Consider the following 16,530-nt stretch of genomic DNA (forward strand, 5'->3'; position numbering starts at 1 on the left):
CTTATAATGTTGAGATATCTAAGTGATCATATTGTTTGTGTGTGCCAACAAACCGGATAAATAATGTCCGTTTCTTAAAAAATATCCTCGCTACCAACCGGCAATTGTTACCAGCAATGTTGAACACAAAAAGCCCATTTCCAACTGAATCAACCGAGTTAAATGTCTTTTTGATATCGCTAAAATTTGACCAATCGCAGGCGGCCGTTTCTTTATACCACTTTTCCAGAGCCTGCTGCCAAGCCGGATTCTTGATGCAAAATTCCCTGATAGCCTTGTGCGAAACAATTACCAAAACGCCAAAATTAAATATTCCCAAAATTATAATATTGTTTTCGAAATAAAAACATTGTTTCAAAATATGAAATTATTCGGATCGGACATTAGGCTTCCATTTTACTCCTTGTTAATCGTTTTGCTCTGCCATCGGGTTCAGGCTCAGCAAACTTTCCAGCCCGACTGGCAGTCACTTGAAAATCATAATGAAGTTCCGGACTGGATGCGGGATGCGAAGTTTGGGATTTATTGTCATTGGGGCGTGTATGCGGTGCCGGCTTATAATAATGAGCATTACATTCAGCATATGCATAACGACAGCCCGGATTATTCGAAGCTGGGGACTTATAAGCGGCATCTAGCCCTTTACGGGCCTTTGGAAAAGTTCGATTATCACGACTTCATTCCAATGTTCAAGGGCGAGCATTTCAATGCGAATGAGTGGGCGGACCTGTTTGTGAAAGGCGGTGCACGGTTTGCCGGCCCGGTTGCCGAGCATCACGATGGTTTTGCGATGTGGGACAGTGACCTTACGCCTTTCAACGCGAAGGATATGGGGCCGAAAAGGGATGTTGTGGGTGAGCTGGAAAAGGCGATCCGACAGCGGGGGATGAAGTTTTTCACCTCCCTGCACCACGAACTGAATTACACCAATGTAAAAATGAAACCCGGCTGGGCAGGTTCGGATCTGAAGTATGCGAAGCTCTATGGTTCGACCATGAAGAAGCAGGAATGGGACCAGATGTGGATGGACAAATGCAAGGAGCTTATCGACAAATACCATCCCGACGTGATTTACCACGACGCCTGGCTCGAACAAGTGCCTGAAAAAAACCTGCAAACGTATCTTGCACATTATTTTAACGAAGCGGAAAAACGCAAGCAGGACGTAATTGTGACATATAAGGGCGAAGATATTCCCGCCGGCGTTGGCATGGAAGACCATGAAAATTCAAATCCCAAAAACATCATAGCAAAGCCCTGGCTATGCGATTATTCCATCGGAACGGGCCTCTCTTACTCCTGGGGCTACACCGAAGGCATGGAGATCCGCCAGCCCAAAGAGATTATTCATACATTGATTGAAGTGGTCAGCAAGAATGGGCAAATGCTTTTGAACCTCTCACCTAAGGCTGACGGCACATTTCCGGACGACCAGAAAGAAGTGGTTTATAAGGTAGGGCGCTGGATGTGGTCGTTTGGCGAGGCAATTTATGACACCCGGCCATTCAGTGTTTTTGGCGAAACCACGGCCGCAAATCAAAAGGTTTATTATACTCAAAAAGGAAAGACCATTTATGCCATTTTTCTGGACTGGCCGGGTGATAATGTGGCTGTCAAACTCAAAAACCTCAGCTCACAAAGCGTTAACGGGAAACTGAAAAGCGTACATCTGCTGGGCCTGAAAAATCTGGTGAAATGCGAAAGCACACTATCTGCCAGCGGATTGACACTCACTGTCCCTGCAAAAACCAGGATTCCCTCTGACCTCGCTTATGTCTTCAAAATTGAAACGGAATGAAAAAGTATAGTTTAATGCTCGGGTTGTTTTTGTTTGCATTTGCATCGCTGGCGCAAGTCAAATCCGGTGATGCAGGCAGTAAAAAGATCAACATTTATCTGGCCGGTCCGGTCAGCAACCGCATAGCGTTTGGTGCCATGAAACTATCCGAAGCGCTCAAACAGAATGGCTTTGCAGTGACCATGTTGCCGAAATCTCCCAAAATGCCGCCTTCGGGCAAAGTGAAAACTATTTTCATTGGCATTTCCAGCGATGAGTTAATGGAAATGATCATGAAGGATTTGCCTAAGACTCCCGCAAAAAGTCCGGGTAAGGAAGGCTTTCAAATTTTATCGTCGGGCAGCAAAGTGATCCTTTCTGGTTCCGACGCGTCGGGTGCTTTGTATGCCTGTCTGGAACTGGCTGAGCGGATAAAAAATGAAGGCAAGATTCCGGAGAACCTGGCGATTTCTGACCAACCCGAAATGGTGCTGCGCGGGACTTGCATCGGCATTCAAAAGCCCGTTTATCTTCCTGGTCGCACGGTGTATGAATATCCTTACACGCCTGAGAATTTCCCCTGGTTCTATGATAAGGCACTATGGATCAAGTATCTGGATATGCTCGTCGAGAACCGGATGAACTCCCTTTATCTTTGGAATGGGCATCCTTTTGCTTCATTGGTTAAGCTCAAAGATTATCCCTACGCGGTTGAGGTGGACGACGAGACATTTCGTAAAAATGAAGAGATTTTCAGCTTTCTCACCCAGGAGGCCGACAAGCGTGGGATTTGGGTGATCCAGATGTTTTACAATATCATTGTTTCGAAACCATTTGCCGATAAGCACGGGATCAAAACGCAGGACAGAAAGCGTCCGATCACCCCTCTAATCGCCGACTACACCCGAAAATCCATCGCCGCTTTTGTTGAAAAGTATCCGAATGTTGGCTTGCTCATTACGCTTGGCGAGGCCATGGACGGAGATGATACGGACGTGGAATGGTTTACAAAAACCATTATTCCAGGTGTAAAGGAAGGTTTGTCACAGCACGCAATCCAACCACCGATTGTCCTTCGCGGGCATGACACGAACCCGCAGCTCGTGATGAAAGCCGCACTGCCGCTTTACAAAAATCTGTACACGATGAATAAATACAACGGCGAGGCTTTAACGACTTACCAGCCCCGCGGGCCATGGGCGAAAATGCACCGGGAAATGAGCGAGCTGGGTTCTACACACATTGATAATGTGCACATTTTGGCCAATTTAGAGCCATTTCGGTATGGTTCTGCGGATTTTATTCAAAAAAGTGTCCAGGCGATGCACGACGTTCACGGTGCCAACGGACTGCATTTGTATCCCGAAGCATCCTATTGGGACTGGCCTTTTTCAGCGGACAATGTTACACCACGCCAGCTTCAAATGGATCGTGATTGGGTTTGGTACAAAGCCTGGGCACGTTACGCATGGAATTGCCGCCGCGGCCGGAATGAGGAAATTGTCTATTGGACCAAACAATTGGGTGATGATTTTGGCATAAATAATCACGGAAAAGAGGTGTTGGAAGCCTATGAGCAGGCAGGCGAAATCGCGCCAAAGTTATTGCGGAGGTTTGGGATCACAAACGGAAACCGGCAGACGCTCACATTAGGCATGACCATGAGCCAGCTGGTTAACCCCAAAAAATACAGGGTATGGGCGGAGCTTTATAATTCCGACGGACCTGAGGGTGAAACGCTTACGGAATATGTCCGAAAGGAATCGCGTGGCGAAAAGCACGTGGGGGAAACGCCGGTGCAGATCATTGACGAAGTGGCGGAGCACGGAAAGTTAGCCGTTGCGGCCATTGAAAAAGCAGCGCCGCATGTGAGTAAAAACAAGGAAGAGTTCGCACGCGTACAAAATGACATGTATTGTAATCAGGCGCTAGCCGATTTCTTTGCTGAAAAAGTGAAAGCAGCAGCGTCGGTTTTGAAATATCAAAATTCCAATAATATTAATGATCTTGAAAACGCGATTCCATACCTGGAAAATAGTGTAGTACATTTCCAACGGCTCGCTGATCTGACTAAAAATACCTATTTGTATGCCAACAGCATGCAAACTGCCCAGCGACGCGTACCGGTGGGCGGGGACGATGGCAAAAATAAAACGTGGGTGGAATTGCTGCCCTACTACCAACAGGAATTGGAACATTTTAAGGGCAATGTTTCAAAGTTACGCGCTGGTGCAAATGTCGCAGCGGCAGCACAAGCAATGCTCCAAGTCGCTGACGTTACATTAAAAGACAAAAGTCTGAAACGGATCAGCTGGGAAACCGGCCAGAAAGTCTTCTCAGATCGCGCCACCAAAATTTCCGGAATAGCGCAAGCTTTGCAGCCGTTGCAGGGAATTCAGTTTTCAGCGCAGGATCGGGAAAGTAAGCAGACGCGGATTACGTTCACGAATGACAAGCCGGTTGACGTGCTGGTAGGATATTTCCAGGATAAGGACAAAAAGTTTTTGGCAGCGCCCAACCTTGAAACCGACGCCAGCGCGAATGATCGCGGCGAAGCTGAGGTCCGCATTGCCAATGCTGTAAAGCTATCGGACCTGCCGGAAGTGAATGTGCACAGTTACCGGTTTCCAGCAGGAGAAAATACACTTATTTTAGGCCAGGGAAGGGTTCTTGTACTCGGATTCATTGAGGCAAACCAGGATTTAAAAGCAATGCAGAACGACGCAAAAGCAAACGCTTCAACCACATTGGACTGGCTGTTTGAATAATATTAGCGACAAGTTAGCTGCTTAAAATTCCCGTATCCAAATGTTGCGGAAACTCACGCGGCTGCCATGTTCCTGCAACCGCAATGGCAGCTTCGATTCGTGATATTCGTATTTGGGATAGCCCTGGTAAACCATTGGTCCTTTCAGTTCCACGTGATTGAGGATCAGCACATTATTGTGCAGGACCGTCATGTAGGCCGGTGTTTTCAATGTCTTGTCGGCATTGAAAACCGGCGCAGTGAAAACAATGTCAAAGGTTTGCCAGGCCTGCGGCTTGCGCGCCGCGTTTACCAGCGGAACGTGTTGTTTGTAAACGCTTCCGGCCTGTCCGTTGTAGTAGATCCGTGTTTCGTAATTGTAGGATTCGTAGATCTGTAATTCGTAGAGTCCCATCAGAAACACACCGCTATTGCCCCGGTTCATGCCTTTATCTTCTTTTGGATCGGGCGTCTTCCATTCAACATGAACCTGCGCATTCCCAAATTTCCGCTTCGTCTGAATGTCCGTCGTCTTAGGAACGATCGTCATTCCCTCCGCATTAACCTCCCATTTCACGGCCGACCCATCCAGGTGCACCCACTGACCCAAATCCTGCTTCCCGCCAAATAACACAACTGCATCAGAAGGCGGCATATCCCGCTCCCCAGGCATCACAACCGGCGGTTTCACCGACCAGTCTTCCGTGGCAGAAGCGGGTGGGAGGGTTTGGGCGGGCGCTACCACGTTCAGCAGCAGATTTAAAACTAGGATTGCAGAAATTTGCTGATGTTTCATATTAGTGTTACAAAAAGGGGCACGACTTGATGAGAAAAGCATTTCACCGCACCTTCATAACCCCTTTCATCACGAACGAATGCCCGGGGAAGCTGCATATGAATGGGTAGTCGCCTGGTTTTGGGGCGGTGAAATAGATGGTTTGGGAGGTTTCGGGTTGGATGAGGCAGGTGTGGAAGAGGACGGATTTAGTGTCCGGGATGTAGCCGGCATTGGTGCCGTTGAGGCCCATATCCATGGCCAGCTGACCCACTTCTTCGCCTTTTCCCGGTGTGATAACCACCAGATTATGAAGCATGTCATCATTGTTATCGAACACGAGCTTCACCTTGCTGCCTGCCTTCACTTCCAGAATTTCTTTGTCAAATTTCAACCCCGGCTTGGTGGCCATATTGATCGTCACATCAGCTCCCGTTTTCCATTCTGAGGGCTGCTCGTGAATGGATTTGGTAGGATCAGTCCCGCAGCCTGTCGCTGATGCGGGTGCTTGCGAATGTGCCATGGCATGGTGCGTATGGCTGGTGCCTTCTGGGAATGAATTAATGGTGTAATAGGCCTCGGGATGAAGCAACTTTTCGCCTTTCGGTGTCGCCAGGTTTGCAATTTTTAACTCATGAATGTAGCCTGCACGAAGCCCGTTAACAGTCAGTTTCACCTTTGTCCCATCTTCTGAAATTTCCGCTTTTTCCACATGGCAATTTCCTGAATTGATAACCGGGCTGCCGTATTTTTTGTGGTAGCTGTAAGTAAAACCGGTCATTTTATAATTCTCTGTGGCACCAGCAACCGCTTTGTCTATGGGTTTGGTAAATTCAAGTTCAAAACCGGTTGTTGTAATGCGCATTGCCTTGATTTCCAATGGGAATTGTTCTGGAAAAATCAGTCTTTGTAAACCAAAAAGCTCTTTCCCGGTCGACGCCCAGCCGCGGCTCGTCATGCCAACAAATAGGGAGTGATCGCTTCCCCAGGCCATGCGCAAAATACCAGAAGCAAAGCCCTCGCGAAATGGAAAACAAGCGCCCTGATACTGGCCATTCACTTTTTCCAAAAATGCACGCATAATTTTGCTATGCCCTTGATCACCAACGAGCAGCTGCCCTTTGAAAGGCCCGGCTTCTTCCGAATCCATGGACACGATCGCAGAAGTGGAAATGCCCATCACCGTGTGTGGAAACCAAATGCTCGGGACTTTGAAATGCGGTTTCCCCATTGCATAATCGTACATAATGCCAATGGAATCGGTAAAAGAGGAGCGTTCCAAATCAATAGGTGAACCTGGTTCCGATGCCCATTTCAACCCTGCCGGATGCCCTGCGAAATCGCCTGCGTTCAGGTGCGTGATGCGCCCTGAGCCGATCCAGTCGCCCTGGTTTTCTGCCACGAAAATGTCTCCGTAAGCATTCAGCCCAAAGGCTGCCGGCGAACGCATACCCGTGGCAAAGGGCGTCATTTTGCCATCCTCTGTAATTTTAAGCATCCATCCGCGCCATTTGGTAAGGCTTTCGCCGCGGCCCACCCAACTCAGATTAAGCGTCACCAACATTTCGCCGTTCGGCAGGATCAGCGGGCCGTATGAGTATTCGTGATAGTTTCCGGAGATCGGCCAGGAGTAAACGGTTTGGAACAGGTCCGCCAGGCCATCGCCGTTGCTGTCCGACATTTTGGTGAGCTCGGAGCGCTGCGTAGTATAAAAAGCGCCCTTCTTGTAAGCCAGCCAAAGCGGTTCGTGCAACCCACTGGCGAAGAGCGAATAACCTGGTGTCCGGCTTCTTTTCTGATATGGATCGTCAATCACCCAGATCTCGCCGCGCCTCGTGGCCACGCCGAGTTTGTCATCATCGGTGAATGCCAGTCCGCCTACTTCCAGCATAATGCTGTCGGGCACAGGCACTGTCGATATTTTGTAAAATTTACTTTCATTTTCTAAAACATTCTGAGCAAGAGCATTCACCGCGCAGATGAACAACAATGCAACAATTGCGCACCTTACCATATTATATTATACTTAATCGTAAGTGTATCTTTTTGAACCGGCAGAATGAGTTGCTGGCGGCCATTATCGAGGCGGAGAATCGGCTTCACACCTCCCGTTTCCAGATTTTCTATATAGTAGCTCTTATCATCCACGGCATATCCGCCGCCATTTGTCTGCTCGATCACCCTTCCTTCCGCCAGCAAGAGATAGGCGTTTGAACCAGGTTTTGAAACCGTTTTGATTTCTCTGGTTAATCCTGCATTATCAATGGCTGCGCGGATCAGATCTTCAACAGTAGTCCCATTAAGTGTATAAAAATAAATGGGTAATCCACTGTTAGTCAGCTTATAACCACGGTTTGTGAAAACGCCTTCCGCTGTTTGCGCTGAATCTGGCCATGGCGCTTTCGGAGATGATAGATTGGCCAGCAGGGGCTTTTGGGCCAGTTCGAGTTTGGCGCCGAGTGGGATTTCGAGTTGCTTTTCACCGCGTTCCGTCCACAAATTGGAAACATCAATAAACCGTCCGTGCCACGCCGACAGCAAATTATAACGCTTCATATCGTACGCATAATTGTTCCCGCTCTTTTCCTTTGCGGAAGTCGAGGCCGGAATGCCGACGGAGGCCGTGTAAGGATTGATTTCATTGCGATGCATCATGAATCCGCGTTGCATGGCAGGCCTGTTTTTGACTTCATATTCAAGCGGTTCAAAGCGCTCGCTCACACGCATGGAAGCCGGTGTGGTAAGCGATTGCCAGGGAATTTGCGGACCTTCATAATGCAAAACGAGGCATTCGTCCGAATTGGAGTAAATGATTTTGAATGGGTATTTTCCCTTTTTGAGCGGATGTTTGGCATAAAACGCACGCTCAAAATCCCGAGTCCCTTTATTATCGATGATCCGTTTTCCGTCCAGGTAAAACCATGCGCCGCCACCAGCGATCATTTTGAACAGATAATCTCCGTCGCGCGGAATGTCCATTATGCCTTCCATCGCCAGCTGCGATTTACGGTCGCCAACCAAATGCGAAAGGGTGTCCGTCGCGCCGGTGCGTTTGGGTTGCAGCGATACCAGTGTGTCAGGATTTTTGTGCAGGCCCTGATAAACCTTGAATTTCGTATCGGATATGCGGATCAAATCCCCGTTGTAGGTTTTATATCGAATGTTCCTGATCGCAAAGGGCAGATCGTTTCCTATAAATGTCAATGAGTAATTTGAATTTTTCCCACGCGTATTAATGCTTCGTTTCTCAGCCCTATTAACAAATTCCTGGCCATTCAGCAAGATCTTCTTGAAGCGTGCCGGTTGCTTTTCTTTTCCATCTTTATCTAAAACCGGCGCTTGAAATTGGATCGCTAAATGTTGCCACAGACCAGGCGCTTTGGCTCCGGGATTGACTTCCTTCATCCAATCATCCGTGATTTTGATGCCATAGCGATCATGGAGCAGAATTTGGAAAGATGCGCCCTTAGACAAAAGGAAATCCAGCTCAATATCGGAATTACCAAACTGTGCTTTGCTGGTGAGTGGATGATTCTGTTTCAAAGGTTTATAAACCAAAATTCCCTTTCCCTTCGTCTCGTCAAGGTTTCCCGTTTGCTTCCGGTCGGCGGACACATTGCCCGCGATATGCCAGGTTTTGTTATCCGGACTGCCGAATTGTTCCAGATTATCCAGCTTTAATGTATCGAATGGAAGGCTTTGCATGTCGGATTTCGCGAAGGCGAGCGGTGCGTACAAAATCAAAACCGCTGACAGGAGCTTTTTGGCGAATATTGGGATAGGCATCATTGAAGTCTTGTATTCACTTACCAGGAAATAGTATTACAATTATAGTATTTTATTTTCTGTTATTATTTTTTATTTTCTTTTATTTTCGCAAATTTGCTTTTGATATGTAAAACCTATCTATTTGTGCAGTCTTTATGTTTATTTTCTGTTCCGATATGATTACTTAATAGTTTTCCTTCTATTTTTAGGTAAAAACCATAAGGACTACAAACTATAACATAAATGCTCGCAAATCAGAGAAGGGACAAAATACTGGAATTGCTTAAAGAGGACGGCTCGGCGAAAGTGATTGACCTGGCCAAACTTTTCAAAGTAACCGAAGTGACGATCCGGCAGGATCTGGACAAGCTGGAAAAGGATGGGCTGGTCACCAAAGAACACGGCGGTGCTTTTTTGAAGAATGTAGAAGACCAGGTCCGCAACTTTTCACTGGCTAACCAGGAACATCTGGATAAAAAAGAAGCGATCGCGGCAAAGTGCATGGAATACATTGCCAATGGCGACACCATTATCCTTGATTCCGGCTCAACAACGACGGAAATAGCCAAAAAGCTGAGAGGCAGCAACCGGCATCTGACCGTGATTACCAATGCATTGAACATTGCATTGCTGCTCGGCGCAGAGACGGGGATAGAAGTGATCATGACAGGAGGCGAGTTCAAGCCGCCGACATTGTCGCTTACAGGGCAGAAGGCCGCAGATTTTTTCAAAGGGCTTAATGTGCAGAAGTTGTTTTTGGCCACGGCCGGCTTATCGCTGAAATCGGGCCTTACTTACCCCAGTATCAGTGATTTAGTAGTAAAAAAGGCTATGATCGACGCGGCTGACACAACTTACCTGGTAGCAGATTCCACCAAAGTAGGCAAAAGCGCTTTCGCAAGTTTAGGAGCCCTGTCCCTGATAGACTATGTAATCACCGACGCAGGAATCGAAGAAAAACACAAACAGCTTTTTCACGATAATGAAATCGAATTAATCATAGCTGGATAAAGAACATTCTGGCTCAAAAGAAAAAGAAAAAGCCCCCCAGGGGCAAAAAATATCCTGGCTCATAAGATCCCCAGGTTGAAACCTGGGGCCAAGATATGATTCAGCCCTGTGGGCTTTTGTTGCCAGTAGTAAATAAAAAAGCCCATCGGGCTAATCAATAAAATGGCCCCGGGTTTCAACCCGGGGATCAAAAGAAAAAGAAAAAGAAAAGCCCCCCAGGGGCAAAAAAATATCCTGGCTCATAAGATCCCCAGGTTGAAACCTGGGGCCATGATATGATTCAGCCCTATGGGCTTTTGTTGCCAGTAGTAAATAAAAAAGCCCATCAGGCTAATAAATAAAATGGCCCCGGGTTTTAACCCGGGGATCATAAGATAAAGAAAAAGCCCCATCAGGGGCATAAATATCCTAGCCCAGGTTTCAACCTGGCGGGAAATAAAAAAATCAAAATGAGCGAAAAAGGAAGTATAGGGGTGATCATAGGGAACAGGGATTTTTTCCCGGACAGGCTGGTCGCAGAAGCGCGTGTGGAGATTATTGACCTGCTGGCGAAATTGAAGATCAACAGCATTATGCTCGATACCGAGGATACCAAACTCGGCGGCGTCGAAACGTCCCCAGGTTGAAACCTGGGGCCATGATATGATTCAGCCCTATGGGCTTTGGTTGCCAGTTATAGATAAAAAAGCCCATCGGGCTGATCAATAAAATGGCCCCGGGTTTTAACCCGGGGATCAAGAGAAAAAGAAAAAGAAAAGCCCAACAGGCAAAAAAATATCCTGGCTCATAAGATCCCCAGGTTGAAACCTGGGGCCATGATATGATTCAGCCCTGTGGGCTTTTGTTGCCAGTAGTAAATAAAAAAGCCCATCGGGCTAATCAATAAAATGGCCCCGGGTTTTAACCCGGGGATCAAAAGAAAAAGAAAAAGAAAAGCCCAACAGGGACAAAAAAAATCCTGGCTCATAAGATCCCCAGGTTGAAACCTGGGGCCATGATATGATTCAGCCCTATGGGCTTTGGTTGCCAGTAGTAAGTAAAAAGCCCATCGGGCTGATCAATAAAATGGCCCCGGGTTTCAACCCGGGGATCAAAAGAAAAAGAAAAGCCCAACACGGGCAAAAAAATATCCTGGCTCATAAGATCCCCAGGTTGAAACCTGGGGCCATGATATGATTCAGCCCTATGGGCTTTGGTTGCCAGTAGTAAGTAAAAAGCCCATCGGGCTGATCATTAAAATGGCTCCGGGTTTTAACCCGGGGATCAAAAGAAAAAGAAAAAAAAGTCCCCCAGGGACAAAAAACATCCTGGCTCATAAGATCCCCAGGTTGAGACCTGGGGCCAAGATATGATTCAGCCCTACGGGCTTTGGTTGCCAGTAGTAAATAAAAAAGCCCATCGGGCTGATCAACAAAATGGCCCCGGGTTTCAACCCGGGGATTATAAGAAAAAGAAAAGACCCCCCAGGGGCAAAAAAAATCCTGGCTCATAAGATCCCCAGGTTAAAACCTGGGGCCATGATATGATTCAGCCCTACGGGCTTTGGTTGCCAGTAGTAAATAAAAAAGCCAATCGGGCTAATAAATAAAATGGCCCCGGGTTTCAACCCGGGGATCAAAAGAAAAAGCCCCATCAGGGGCATAAAATATCCTAGCCCCAGGTTTCAACCTGGCGGGAAATAAAAAAATCAAAATGAGCGAAAAAGAAAGTATCGGAGTGATCATAGGGAACAGGGATTTTTTTCCGGACAGGCTGGTCGCCGAGGCGCGTGTGGAAATTATTGACCTGCTGGCGAAATTGAAGGTCAACAGCATTATGCTCGATACCGAGGATACCAAACTCGGCGGCGTCGAAACGTTTCAGGACGCACAGAAATGTGCAGCATTGTTCCGGCGACACCGGGATGAAATCATTGGCGTACTCGTCGTTTTGCCCAATTTCGGTGACGAAAGAGGAATTGCAGAAACATTAAAACTGGCCGAACTCAATGTGCCGGTGCTGGTACAGGGCTATCCCGACGACCTGGATAAGCTCGATGTGGCCCGGCGACGGGACTCCTGGTGCGGAAAGATTTCTGCTTGTAACAATTTATACCAATTTGGCATCAAATATACGCTGACCACTAAGCATGTAGTGCATCCGTCCGATCCCACTTTTGTGAAGGACCTATTGGATTTTACGGCCGTTTGCCGTGTTACCAAAGGTTTGCGCAATGTTCGTATCGGCGCTATCGGCGCACGTCCCGGAGGATTCAACACCGTCCGTTACAGCGAGAAAATATTGCAAAGAAACGGTATTTCCGTTGTGACGGTCGACCTCTCGGAGATTTTGGGCAATGCCAACAAGCTCACCGCCCAGGATGCAAGCGTGCAGCAGCGTTTGCAGCGAATCCGCGATTATGCTTCCACGGGACTGACGCCCAATGAAGCGTTGATCCAGATGGCAAAGCTCGATGTGGTGCTGTCGGATTTTATGCAGGAAAATTCACTGGACGCAACGGCCATCCAGTGCTGGACTTCCGTGCAAAAGAATTATGGCTGCAACGTGTGTACGAGCATGAGCATAATGAGCGAAAATATGCTCCCGAGCGGCTGTGAAGTGGATGTAACCGGAACATTAAGCATGTACGCTTTGCAACTTGCATCCGGCTCGCCGAGCGCACTTGTGGATTGGAATAACAATTACGCAGATGACGATAACAAATGTGTCCTTTTCCACTGCGGAAACTGGGCGAAATCCTTCCTGCCCGACATTGAAATCAGCACCGCGCCGATTTTAGGAACGTCTGTGGGAGAGGAAAATACATATGGCGCATTGTCGGGGCGCACGCCTGCTATGCCGCTTACATTTGGCCGCATCAGCACGGACGATCCGCGCGGCGTGATGAAGGCATACATTGGTGAGGGCAGGCTAACGGATGATACATTAAAAACATTTGGTAACCGGGCCGTGGCCGAAATCCCAAACCTGCAAAATTTAATGCAATACATCTGTCGCAATGGTTTTGAACACCATGTGGTAATGAACGCATCCAAAACAGCGGGCATTCTCAAAGAAGCATTAGGCAATTATATGGGCTGGGAAGTGCAGCTTTTTGATAATTAGTAGTCAAGAAAAACCATGTCGGAAAAGGAGTTAGCGCAGAAATCGGTGGAGTACCGGAAGAAAATCCTCAAATACATTTACCAGGCCAAAGCCGGGCACACCGGCGGCAGCCTGTCGTGTATTGATATCCTGAATGTGCTTTACAACCACACGATGCAGGTGGACGCAACCGATTTCACTTCTCCCGACCGCGACCGGTACATTCAAAGCAAAGGGCACACGGTGGAAGCATTATATGTAGTGCTGGCTTCCCGGGGATTTTTTCCGGAAACCGATCTGGAAACGCTTTGTCAATATCAATCACATTACATCGGACATCCGACACGTAAAGTGCATGGTGTTGAACAGAATACGGGCGCATTGGGCCACGGTCTTTCGCTGAGTGTAGGCACTGCCATTGCGGGCAAACTGGATAAAAAAGATTACCGCGTTTTCACGGTTTTGGGAGACGGCGAACTGCCCGAAGGTTCAAACTGGGAGGCAGCATTGTCGGCGGCGCATTATAAGCTCGATAACCTGTGCGCGATTTTGGATAAAAATACATTGCAAATCTCGGGGCCGACGGCCGATGTCCTGAATACCGACCCGGTCGATAAAAAATTCGAGGCTTTTGGCTGGGAAGTGCGGCATGTGGACGGGCATGATATCAAACAATTGACAGAGGCATTTGATGCACTGCCTTTTGCGAAGGGCAAGCCCAGCCTCATTATTGCACATACGGTAAAGGGTAAGGGCATCAGTTTCATGGAAAATCAGCTCAAATGGCACCATGGCGTTCCAGACCCCAAGCAGTACGCAGATGCCGTCCAGGAACTCGATTTGTATGGAGAAACGCTGGCTTCGGCTTAAAATAAGAGATTGATAATCAAAATGGATAGCACGGTGGATGCGACTATTGAAAACATTGCGGTTGCGCAACAGACCAACCTGGAAGTTTTTTCGGGCGTTTTGCAGCTGCTGGCAGAGACGGACAAGGACATTATCGTCGTAACCAGCGACTCGCGGGGGTCGGGAAAGCTTGTTCCTTTTGGCCAGAAATTTCCGGAGCAGATCATTGAAGTTGGCATTGCGGAGCAAAATCTTGTAGGAGTTGCGGCCGGCATTGCCTCGACTGGAAAAAAGGTTTTTGCGGTTTCGCCAGCTTGTTTTCTCACAGCCCGCGCTTTGGAACAGATCAAAAATGACGTTGCTTATTCCAATAATCCCGTAACGCTCGTGGGCATCAGTGCCGGTGTGAGTTACGGTGCATTAGGCTCTACACACCACAGTTTGCACGATTTTGCGGTGTTAAGGACCATTCATAACCTCATTATCGTGGCCCCGGCCGATAATTTTGAAGCGGAACAGGCCGTGAAGCTCGCAGCAGTAACCGACCTGCCGGTTTACATTCGTTTCGGCAAAAAATCAATGCCTTTACTGTCTGCCGAAAAATCATTTGAATTTGGAAAAGGCCGCATAATCCGGGAGGGAAGCGACCTGACCATCGTTGCCACGGGTGAAACTGTAGAACATGCCTGCGCCGCAGCACAAAACCTCGAACAGGAATTTAACATTACCACGACCATTGTGAGTATGCACACGATCAAGCCTTTGGATTACAATCTGTTAGCTGAGATCGCTGCTTCGGGAAAACCCATCATTACCGTGGAAGAACACAGTGTGTATGGCGGCTTAGGGGAGGCTTGCGCTTCATTTTTATTCCAGAATAACTTTCGTAACCCTTTCAAAATCATGGGTATACCCGATGAATATACGGTTACAGGCTCCCAGCAGGAGATCTTCAATCATTATGGGATTTCGAAGGAGGGTATTACGCAGGCTGCACTTGCCCTTTTGGGGGAATAAATAAAATCAGGTAGGGGTAAAGTTTTCCGTGATAAGTCAGGAAATAAGCCGCTTCTTTCAAATATGCTAAATCGCGAATTTTTTATGAAGTTGTCAAGATACATTGCTATATCTGCCTTAATGCTTGGATTTTCATTCGCCAAAGCCCAGCCCGCTGCTCAAAAGCACAGGGTTTTGATTTTGACAGACATTGAAAATGAACCTGATGACACACAATCCATGGTGCGTTTTCTTACTTATTCCAATCACTGGGATGTAGAGGGTTTGATCGCGACGACTTCCATACATCAGCAAAAAAGGATCGCTCCTGAAAAAATCAAACAGTTGATAAACGCTTATGGCAAAGTCAGGAACAACCTGTTGCTGCACGAGAAAGGTTTTCCCGAAACAGCATATCTCCTCAGCGTTACCAAAAGCAGTTTTCCCGAATTTGGCCTGAATGCGGTGGGCAAAGGAAAAGACTCTGAGGGCTCGGAATGGATCATTAAAGTGGTTGATAAAAAAGATGACCGGCCGGTGTGGATTCCCGTTTGGGGCGGGGCCAATTGTCTTGCACAGGCGCTTTGGAAAGTAAAAATGACCCGCTCGCCGGAAGATCTTAAAAAGTTTGTCTCCAAAATCCGGATGTATACCATTTCGGACCAGGACGATACCGGGCCATGGATCCGTAAGAATTTTCCTGATCTATTCTACGTCGGCAGTCCAGGTTACCATGCCGCTGGCGCTTACCATTCTGCAACCTGGTCGGGCATTAGCGGTGATAAGTTTCACGGCCGGTTCGCTGGCGCCAATTTTACCATTGTAGACAATCCCTGGCTCGACGAAAACGTGCGGAACCACGGACCGCTGGGCGCAGAATATCCGTTCACAAAGTTCCTGATGGAAGGCGACACGCCCTCATTTTTAGGACTGATCAACAACGGTTTAAATGATCCCGAACATCCTGAATACGGAGGATGGGGCGGCCGGTATGAACTCTACACGCCGCATACGCTGAAATATTTTTATGAGCCCGAAACCCGCCCCATCTACACCGATGCCATGGACGAAGTGAAGGGCGCTGACAGCTTGTTTCACACCAGCAATAAGGCAACATTATGGAGATGGCGGGAAGCCTTTCAGCACGATTTTGCAGCGCGTATGGATTGGACGATCAAACCTTACAAAGAAGCAAATCATCCACCCAAAGCAGCATTGAAGCATGCAAACGCCATTAAAGCCAAAACCGGCGAGAAAGTAACATTAAGCGCCGAGGGTTCCGAGGACCCGGATGGAAACGAGCTTACTTACCAATGGATCTACTATCCGGAGCCCGGCTCCTATAACCAGAAAGACCCGCTGGGAATCAACAATTGGCAGGCTAAAAACACATTCTTTACGGCTCCTAAGGTTGAAAAACCGGAGACGATCCACATTATCCTGGCTGTAACGGACAAAGGCGTTCCGGCGCTGACGCGTTATCAGCGTGTGATCGTAACAGTTTATCCTGAGTAACCGGATCGG

Annotated in this window: 13 protein-coding genes; 8 read left to right on the forward strand and 5 right to left on the reverse strand. The window is 47.8% G+C overall.

Features of this window, described 5'->3' with window-relative positions; translation table 11 throughout:
* Position 1: 1 nt before the first annotated feature.
* On the reverse strand, positions 2-358 hold the full coding sequence (locus NFI80_RS04405) for a type II toxin-antitoxin system HigB family toxin (protein WP_310587965.1): 357 nt from the start codon (positions 356-358) through the stop codon (positions 2-4).
* A 3-nt stretch (positions 359-361) separates the two neighbouring features.
* Here NFI80_RS04405 and NFI80_RS04410 point away from each other — a divergent pair, with 3 nt between their 5' ends.
* Positions 362-1,798, forward strand: coding sequence for an alpha-L-fucosidase (locus tag NFI80_RS04410; protein ID WP_235164761.1), 1,437 nt, complete (start codon positions 362-364; stop codon positions 1,796-1,798).
* Positions 1,795-4,545, forward strand: coding sequence for an alpha-d-galacturonidase (locus tag NFI80_RS04415; RefSeq protein WP_235164760.1), 2,751 nt, complete (start codon positions 1,795-1,797; stop codon positions 4,543-4,545). The genes NFI80_RS04410 and NFI80_RS04415 overlap by 4 nt, the downstream gene beginning before the upstream one ends.
* A gap of 21 nt (positions 4,546-4,566) precedes the next feature.
* Here the strand turns inward: NFI80_RS04415 and NFI80_RS04420 are convergent, their stop codons facing one another.
* The 3 genes from NFI80_RS04420 to NFI80_RS04430 are packed head-to-tail and all read right to left on the reverse strand — an operon-like array spanning position 4,567 to position 9,087.
* Complete coding sequence (locus tag NFI80_RS04420) at positions 4,567-5,319, reverse strand: 3-keto-disaccharide hydrolase (RefSeq protein ID WP_233797956.1); 753 nt, start codon at positions 5,317-5,319, stop codon at positions 4,567-4,569.
* Between the two features lie 43 nt (positions 5,320-5,362).
* The gene (locus NFI80_RS04425; RefSeq protein ID WP_235164759.1) at positions 5,363-7,312 is read right to left on the reverse strand and encodes a plastocyanin/azurin family copper-binding protein; all 1,950 of its coding nucleotides are present in this window, start codon (positions 7,310-7,312) and stop codon (positions 5,363-5,365) included.
* Positions 7,306-9,087 carry a PA14 domain-containing protein gene (locus tag NFI80_RS04430; RefSeq protein ID WP_235164758.1) on the reverse strand — a complete coding sequence of 594 codons (1,782 nt, stop codon included), beginning with the start codon at positions 9,085-9,087 and terminating at the stop codon, positions 7,306-7,308. Before NFI80_RS04430 ends, NFI80_RS04425 begins: the two co-directional genes overlap by 7 nt.
* Positions 9,088-9,309: 222 nt before the next feature.
* On the opposite strand from NFI80_RS04430, the gene NFI80_RS04435 reads away from it, so the two are divergent.
* Both NFI80_RS04435 and NFI80_RS04440 read left to right on the forward strand, forming a co-directional pair.
* Positions 9,310-10,077 (forward strand): DeoR/GlpR family DNA-binding transcription regulator, encoded by a 768-nt coding sequence (locus NFI80_RS04435; protein WP_233797959.1) that lies wholly within the window; start codon positions 9,310-9,312, stop codon positions 10,075-10,077.
* A 449-nt stretch (positions 10,078-10,526) separates the two neighbouring features.
* Complete coding sequence (locus NFI80_RS04440; protein WP_235164757.1) at positions 10,527-10,703, forward strand: hypothetical protein; 177 nt, start codon at positions 10,527-10,529, stop codon at positions 10,701-10,703.
* Positions 10,704-11,213: 510 nt separating this feature from the next.
* Here NFI80_RS04440 and NFI80_RS04445 read toward each other — a convergent pair.
* On the reverse strand, positions 11,214-11,567 hold the full coding sequence (locus NFI80_RS04445; protein ID WP_235164756.1) for a hypothetical protein: 354 nt from the start codon (positions 11,565-11,567) through the stop codon (positions 11,214-11,216).
* Between the two features lie 202 nt (positions 11,568-11,769).
* On the opposite strand from NFI80_RS04445, the gene NFI80_RS04450 reads away from it, so the two are divergent.
* The 4 genes from NFI80_RS04450 (at position 11,770) to NFI80_RS04465 (ending at position 16,521) form a co-directional block, all read left to right on the forward strand.
* A complete protein-coding gene (locus tag NFI80_RS04450) occupies positions 11,770-13,182 on the forward strand; it encodes an L-fucose/L-arabinose isomerase family protein (RefSeq protein WP_235164755.1) in 1,413 nt (470 codons plus the stop codon).
* Between the two features lie 15 nt (positions 13,183-13,197).
* Entirely contained in the window at positions 13,198-14,031 is an 834-nt protein-coding gene (locus NFI80_RS04455) for a transketolase (RefSeq protein WP_233797960.1), read from the forward strand.
* 21 nt (positions 14,032-14,052) lie between these two features.
* The gene (locus tag NFI80_RS04460; RefSeq protein ID WP_235165098.1) at positions 14,053-15,027 is read left to right on the forward strand and encodes a transketolase family protein; all 975 of its coding nucleotides are present in this window, start codon (positions 14,053-14,055) and stop codon (positions 15,025-15,027) included.
* A gap of 84 nt (positions 15,028-15,111) precedes the next feature.
* On the forward strand, positions 15,112-16,521 hold the full coding sequence (locus NFI80_RS04465) for a DUF1593 domain-containing protein (RefSeq protein WP_235164754.1): 1,410 nt from the start codon (positions 15,112-15,114) through the stop codon (positions 16,519-16,521).
* The last annotated feature ends 9 nt before the right edge of the window (positions 16,522-16,530 follow it).

This window comes from Dyadobacter chenhuakuii, assembly GCF_023821985.2.
GTDB classification, from domain to species: Bacteria; Bacteroidota; Bacteroidia; order Cytophagales; family Spirosomataceae; genus Dyadobacter; species Dyadobacter chenhuakuii.

Bases quoted from the DNA above. Each gene is read 5' to 3' on its own strand.
- NFI80_RS04460 (WP_235165098.1), top strand. From the start codon at position 14,053: ATGGATAGCACGGTGGATGCGACTATTGAAAACATTGCGGTTGCGCAA.
- NFI80_RS04415 (WP_235164760.1), top strand. From the start codon at position 1,795: ATGAAAAAGTATAGTTTAATGCTCGGGTTGTTTTTGTTTGCATTTGCA.
- NFI80_RS04450 (WP_235164755.1), top strand. From the start codon at position 11,770: ATGAGCGAAAAAGAAAGTATCGGAGTGATCATAGGGAACAGGGATTTT.
- NFI80_RS04455 (WP_233797960.1), top strand. From the start codon at position 13,198: ATGTCGGAAAAGGAGTTAGCGCAGAAATCGGTGGAGTACCGGAAGAAA.
- NFI80_RS04440 (WP_235164757.1), top strand. From the start codon at position 10,527: ATGAGCGAAAAAGGAAGTATAGGGGTGATCATAGGGAACAGGGATTTT.
- NFI80_RS04465 (WP_235164754.1), top strand. From the start codon at position 15,112: ATGAAGTTGTCAAGATACATTGCTATATCTGCCTTAATGCTTGGATTT.
- NFI80_RS04445 (WP_235164756.1), bottom strand. From the start codon at position 11,567: ATGAGCCAGGATTTTTTTTGCCCCTGGGGGGTCTTTTCTTTTTCTTAT.
- NFI80_RS04410 (WP_235164761.1), top strand. From the start codon at position 362: ATGAAATTATTCGGATCGGACATTAGGCTTCCATTTTACTCCTTGTTA.
- NFI80_RS04435 (WP_233797959.1), top strand. From the start codon at position 9,310: ATGCTCGCAAATCAGAGAAGGGACAAAATACTGGAATTGCTTAAAGAG.
- NFI80_RS04430 (WP_235164758.1), bottom strand. From the start codon at position 9,087: ATGATGCCTATCCCAATATTCGCCAAAAAGCTCCTGTCAGCGGTTTTG.
- NFI80_RS04420 (WP_233797956.1), bottom strand. From the start codon at position 5,319: ATGAAACATCAGCAAATTTCTGCAATCCTAGTTTTAAATCTGCTGCTG.
- NFI80_RS04425 (WP_235164759.1), bottom strand. From the start codon at position 7,312: ATGGTAAGGTGCGCAATTGTTGCATTGTTGTTCATCTGCGCGGTGAAT.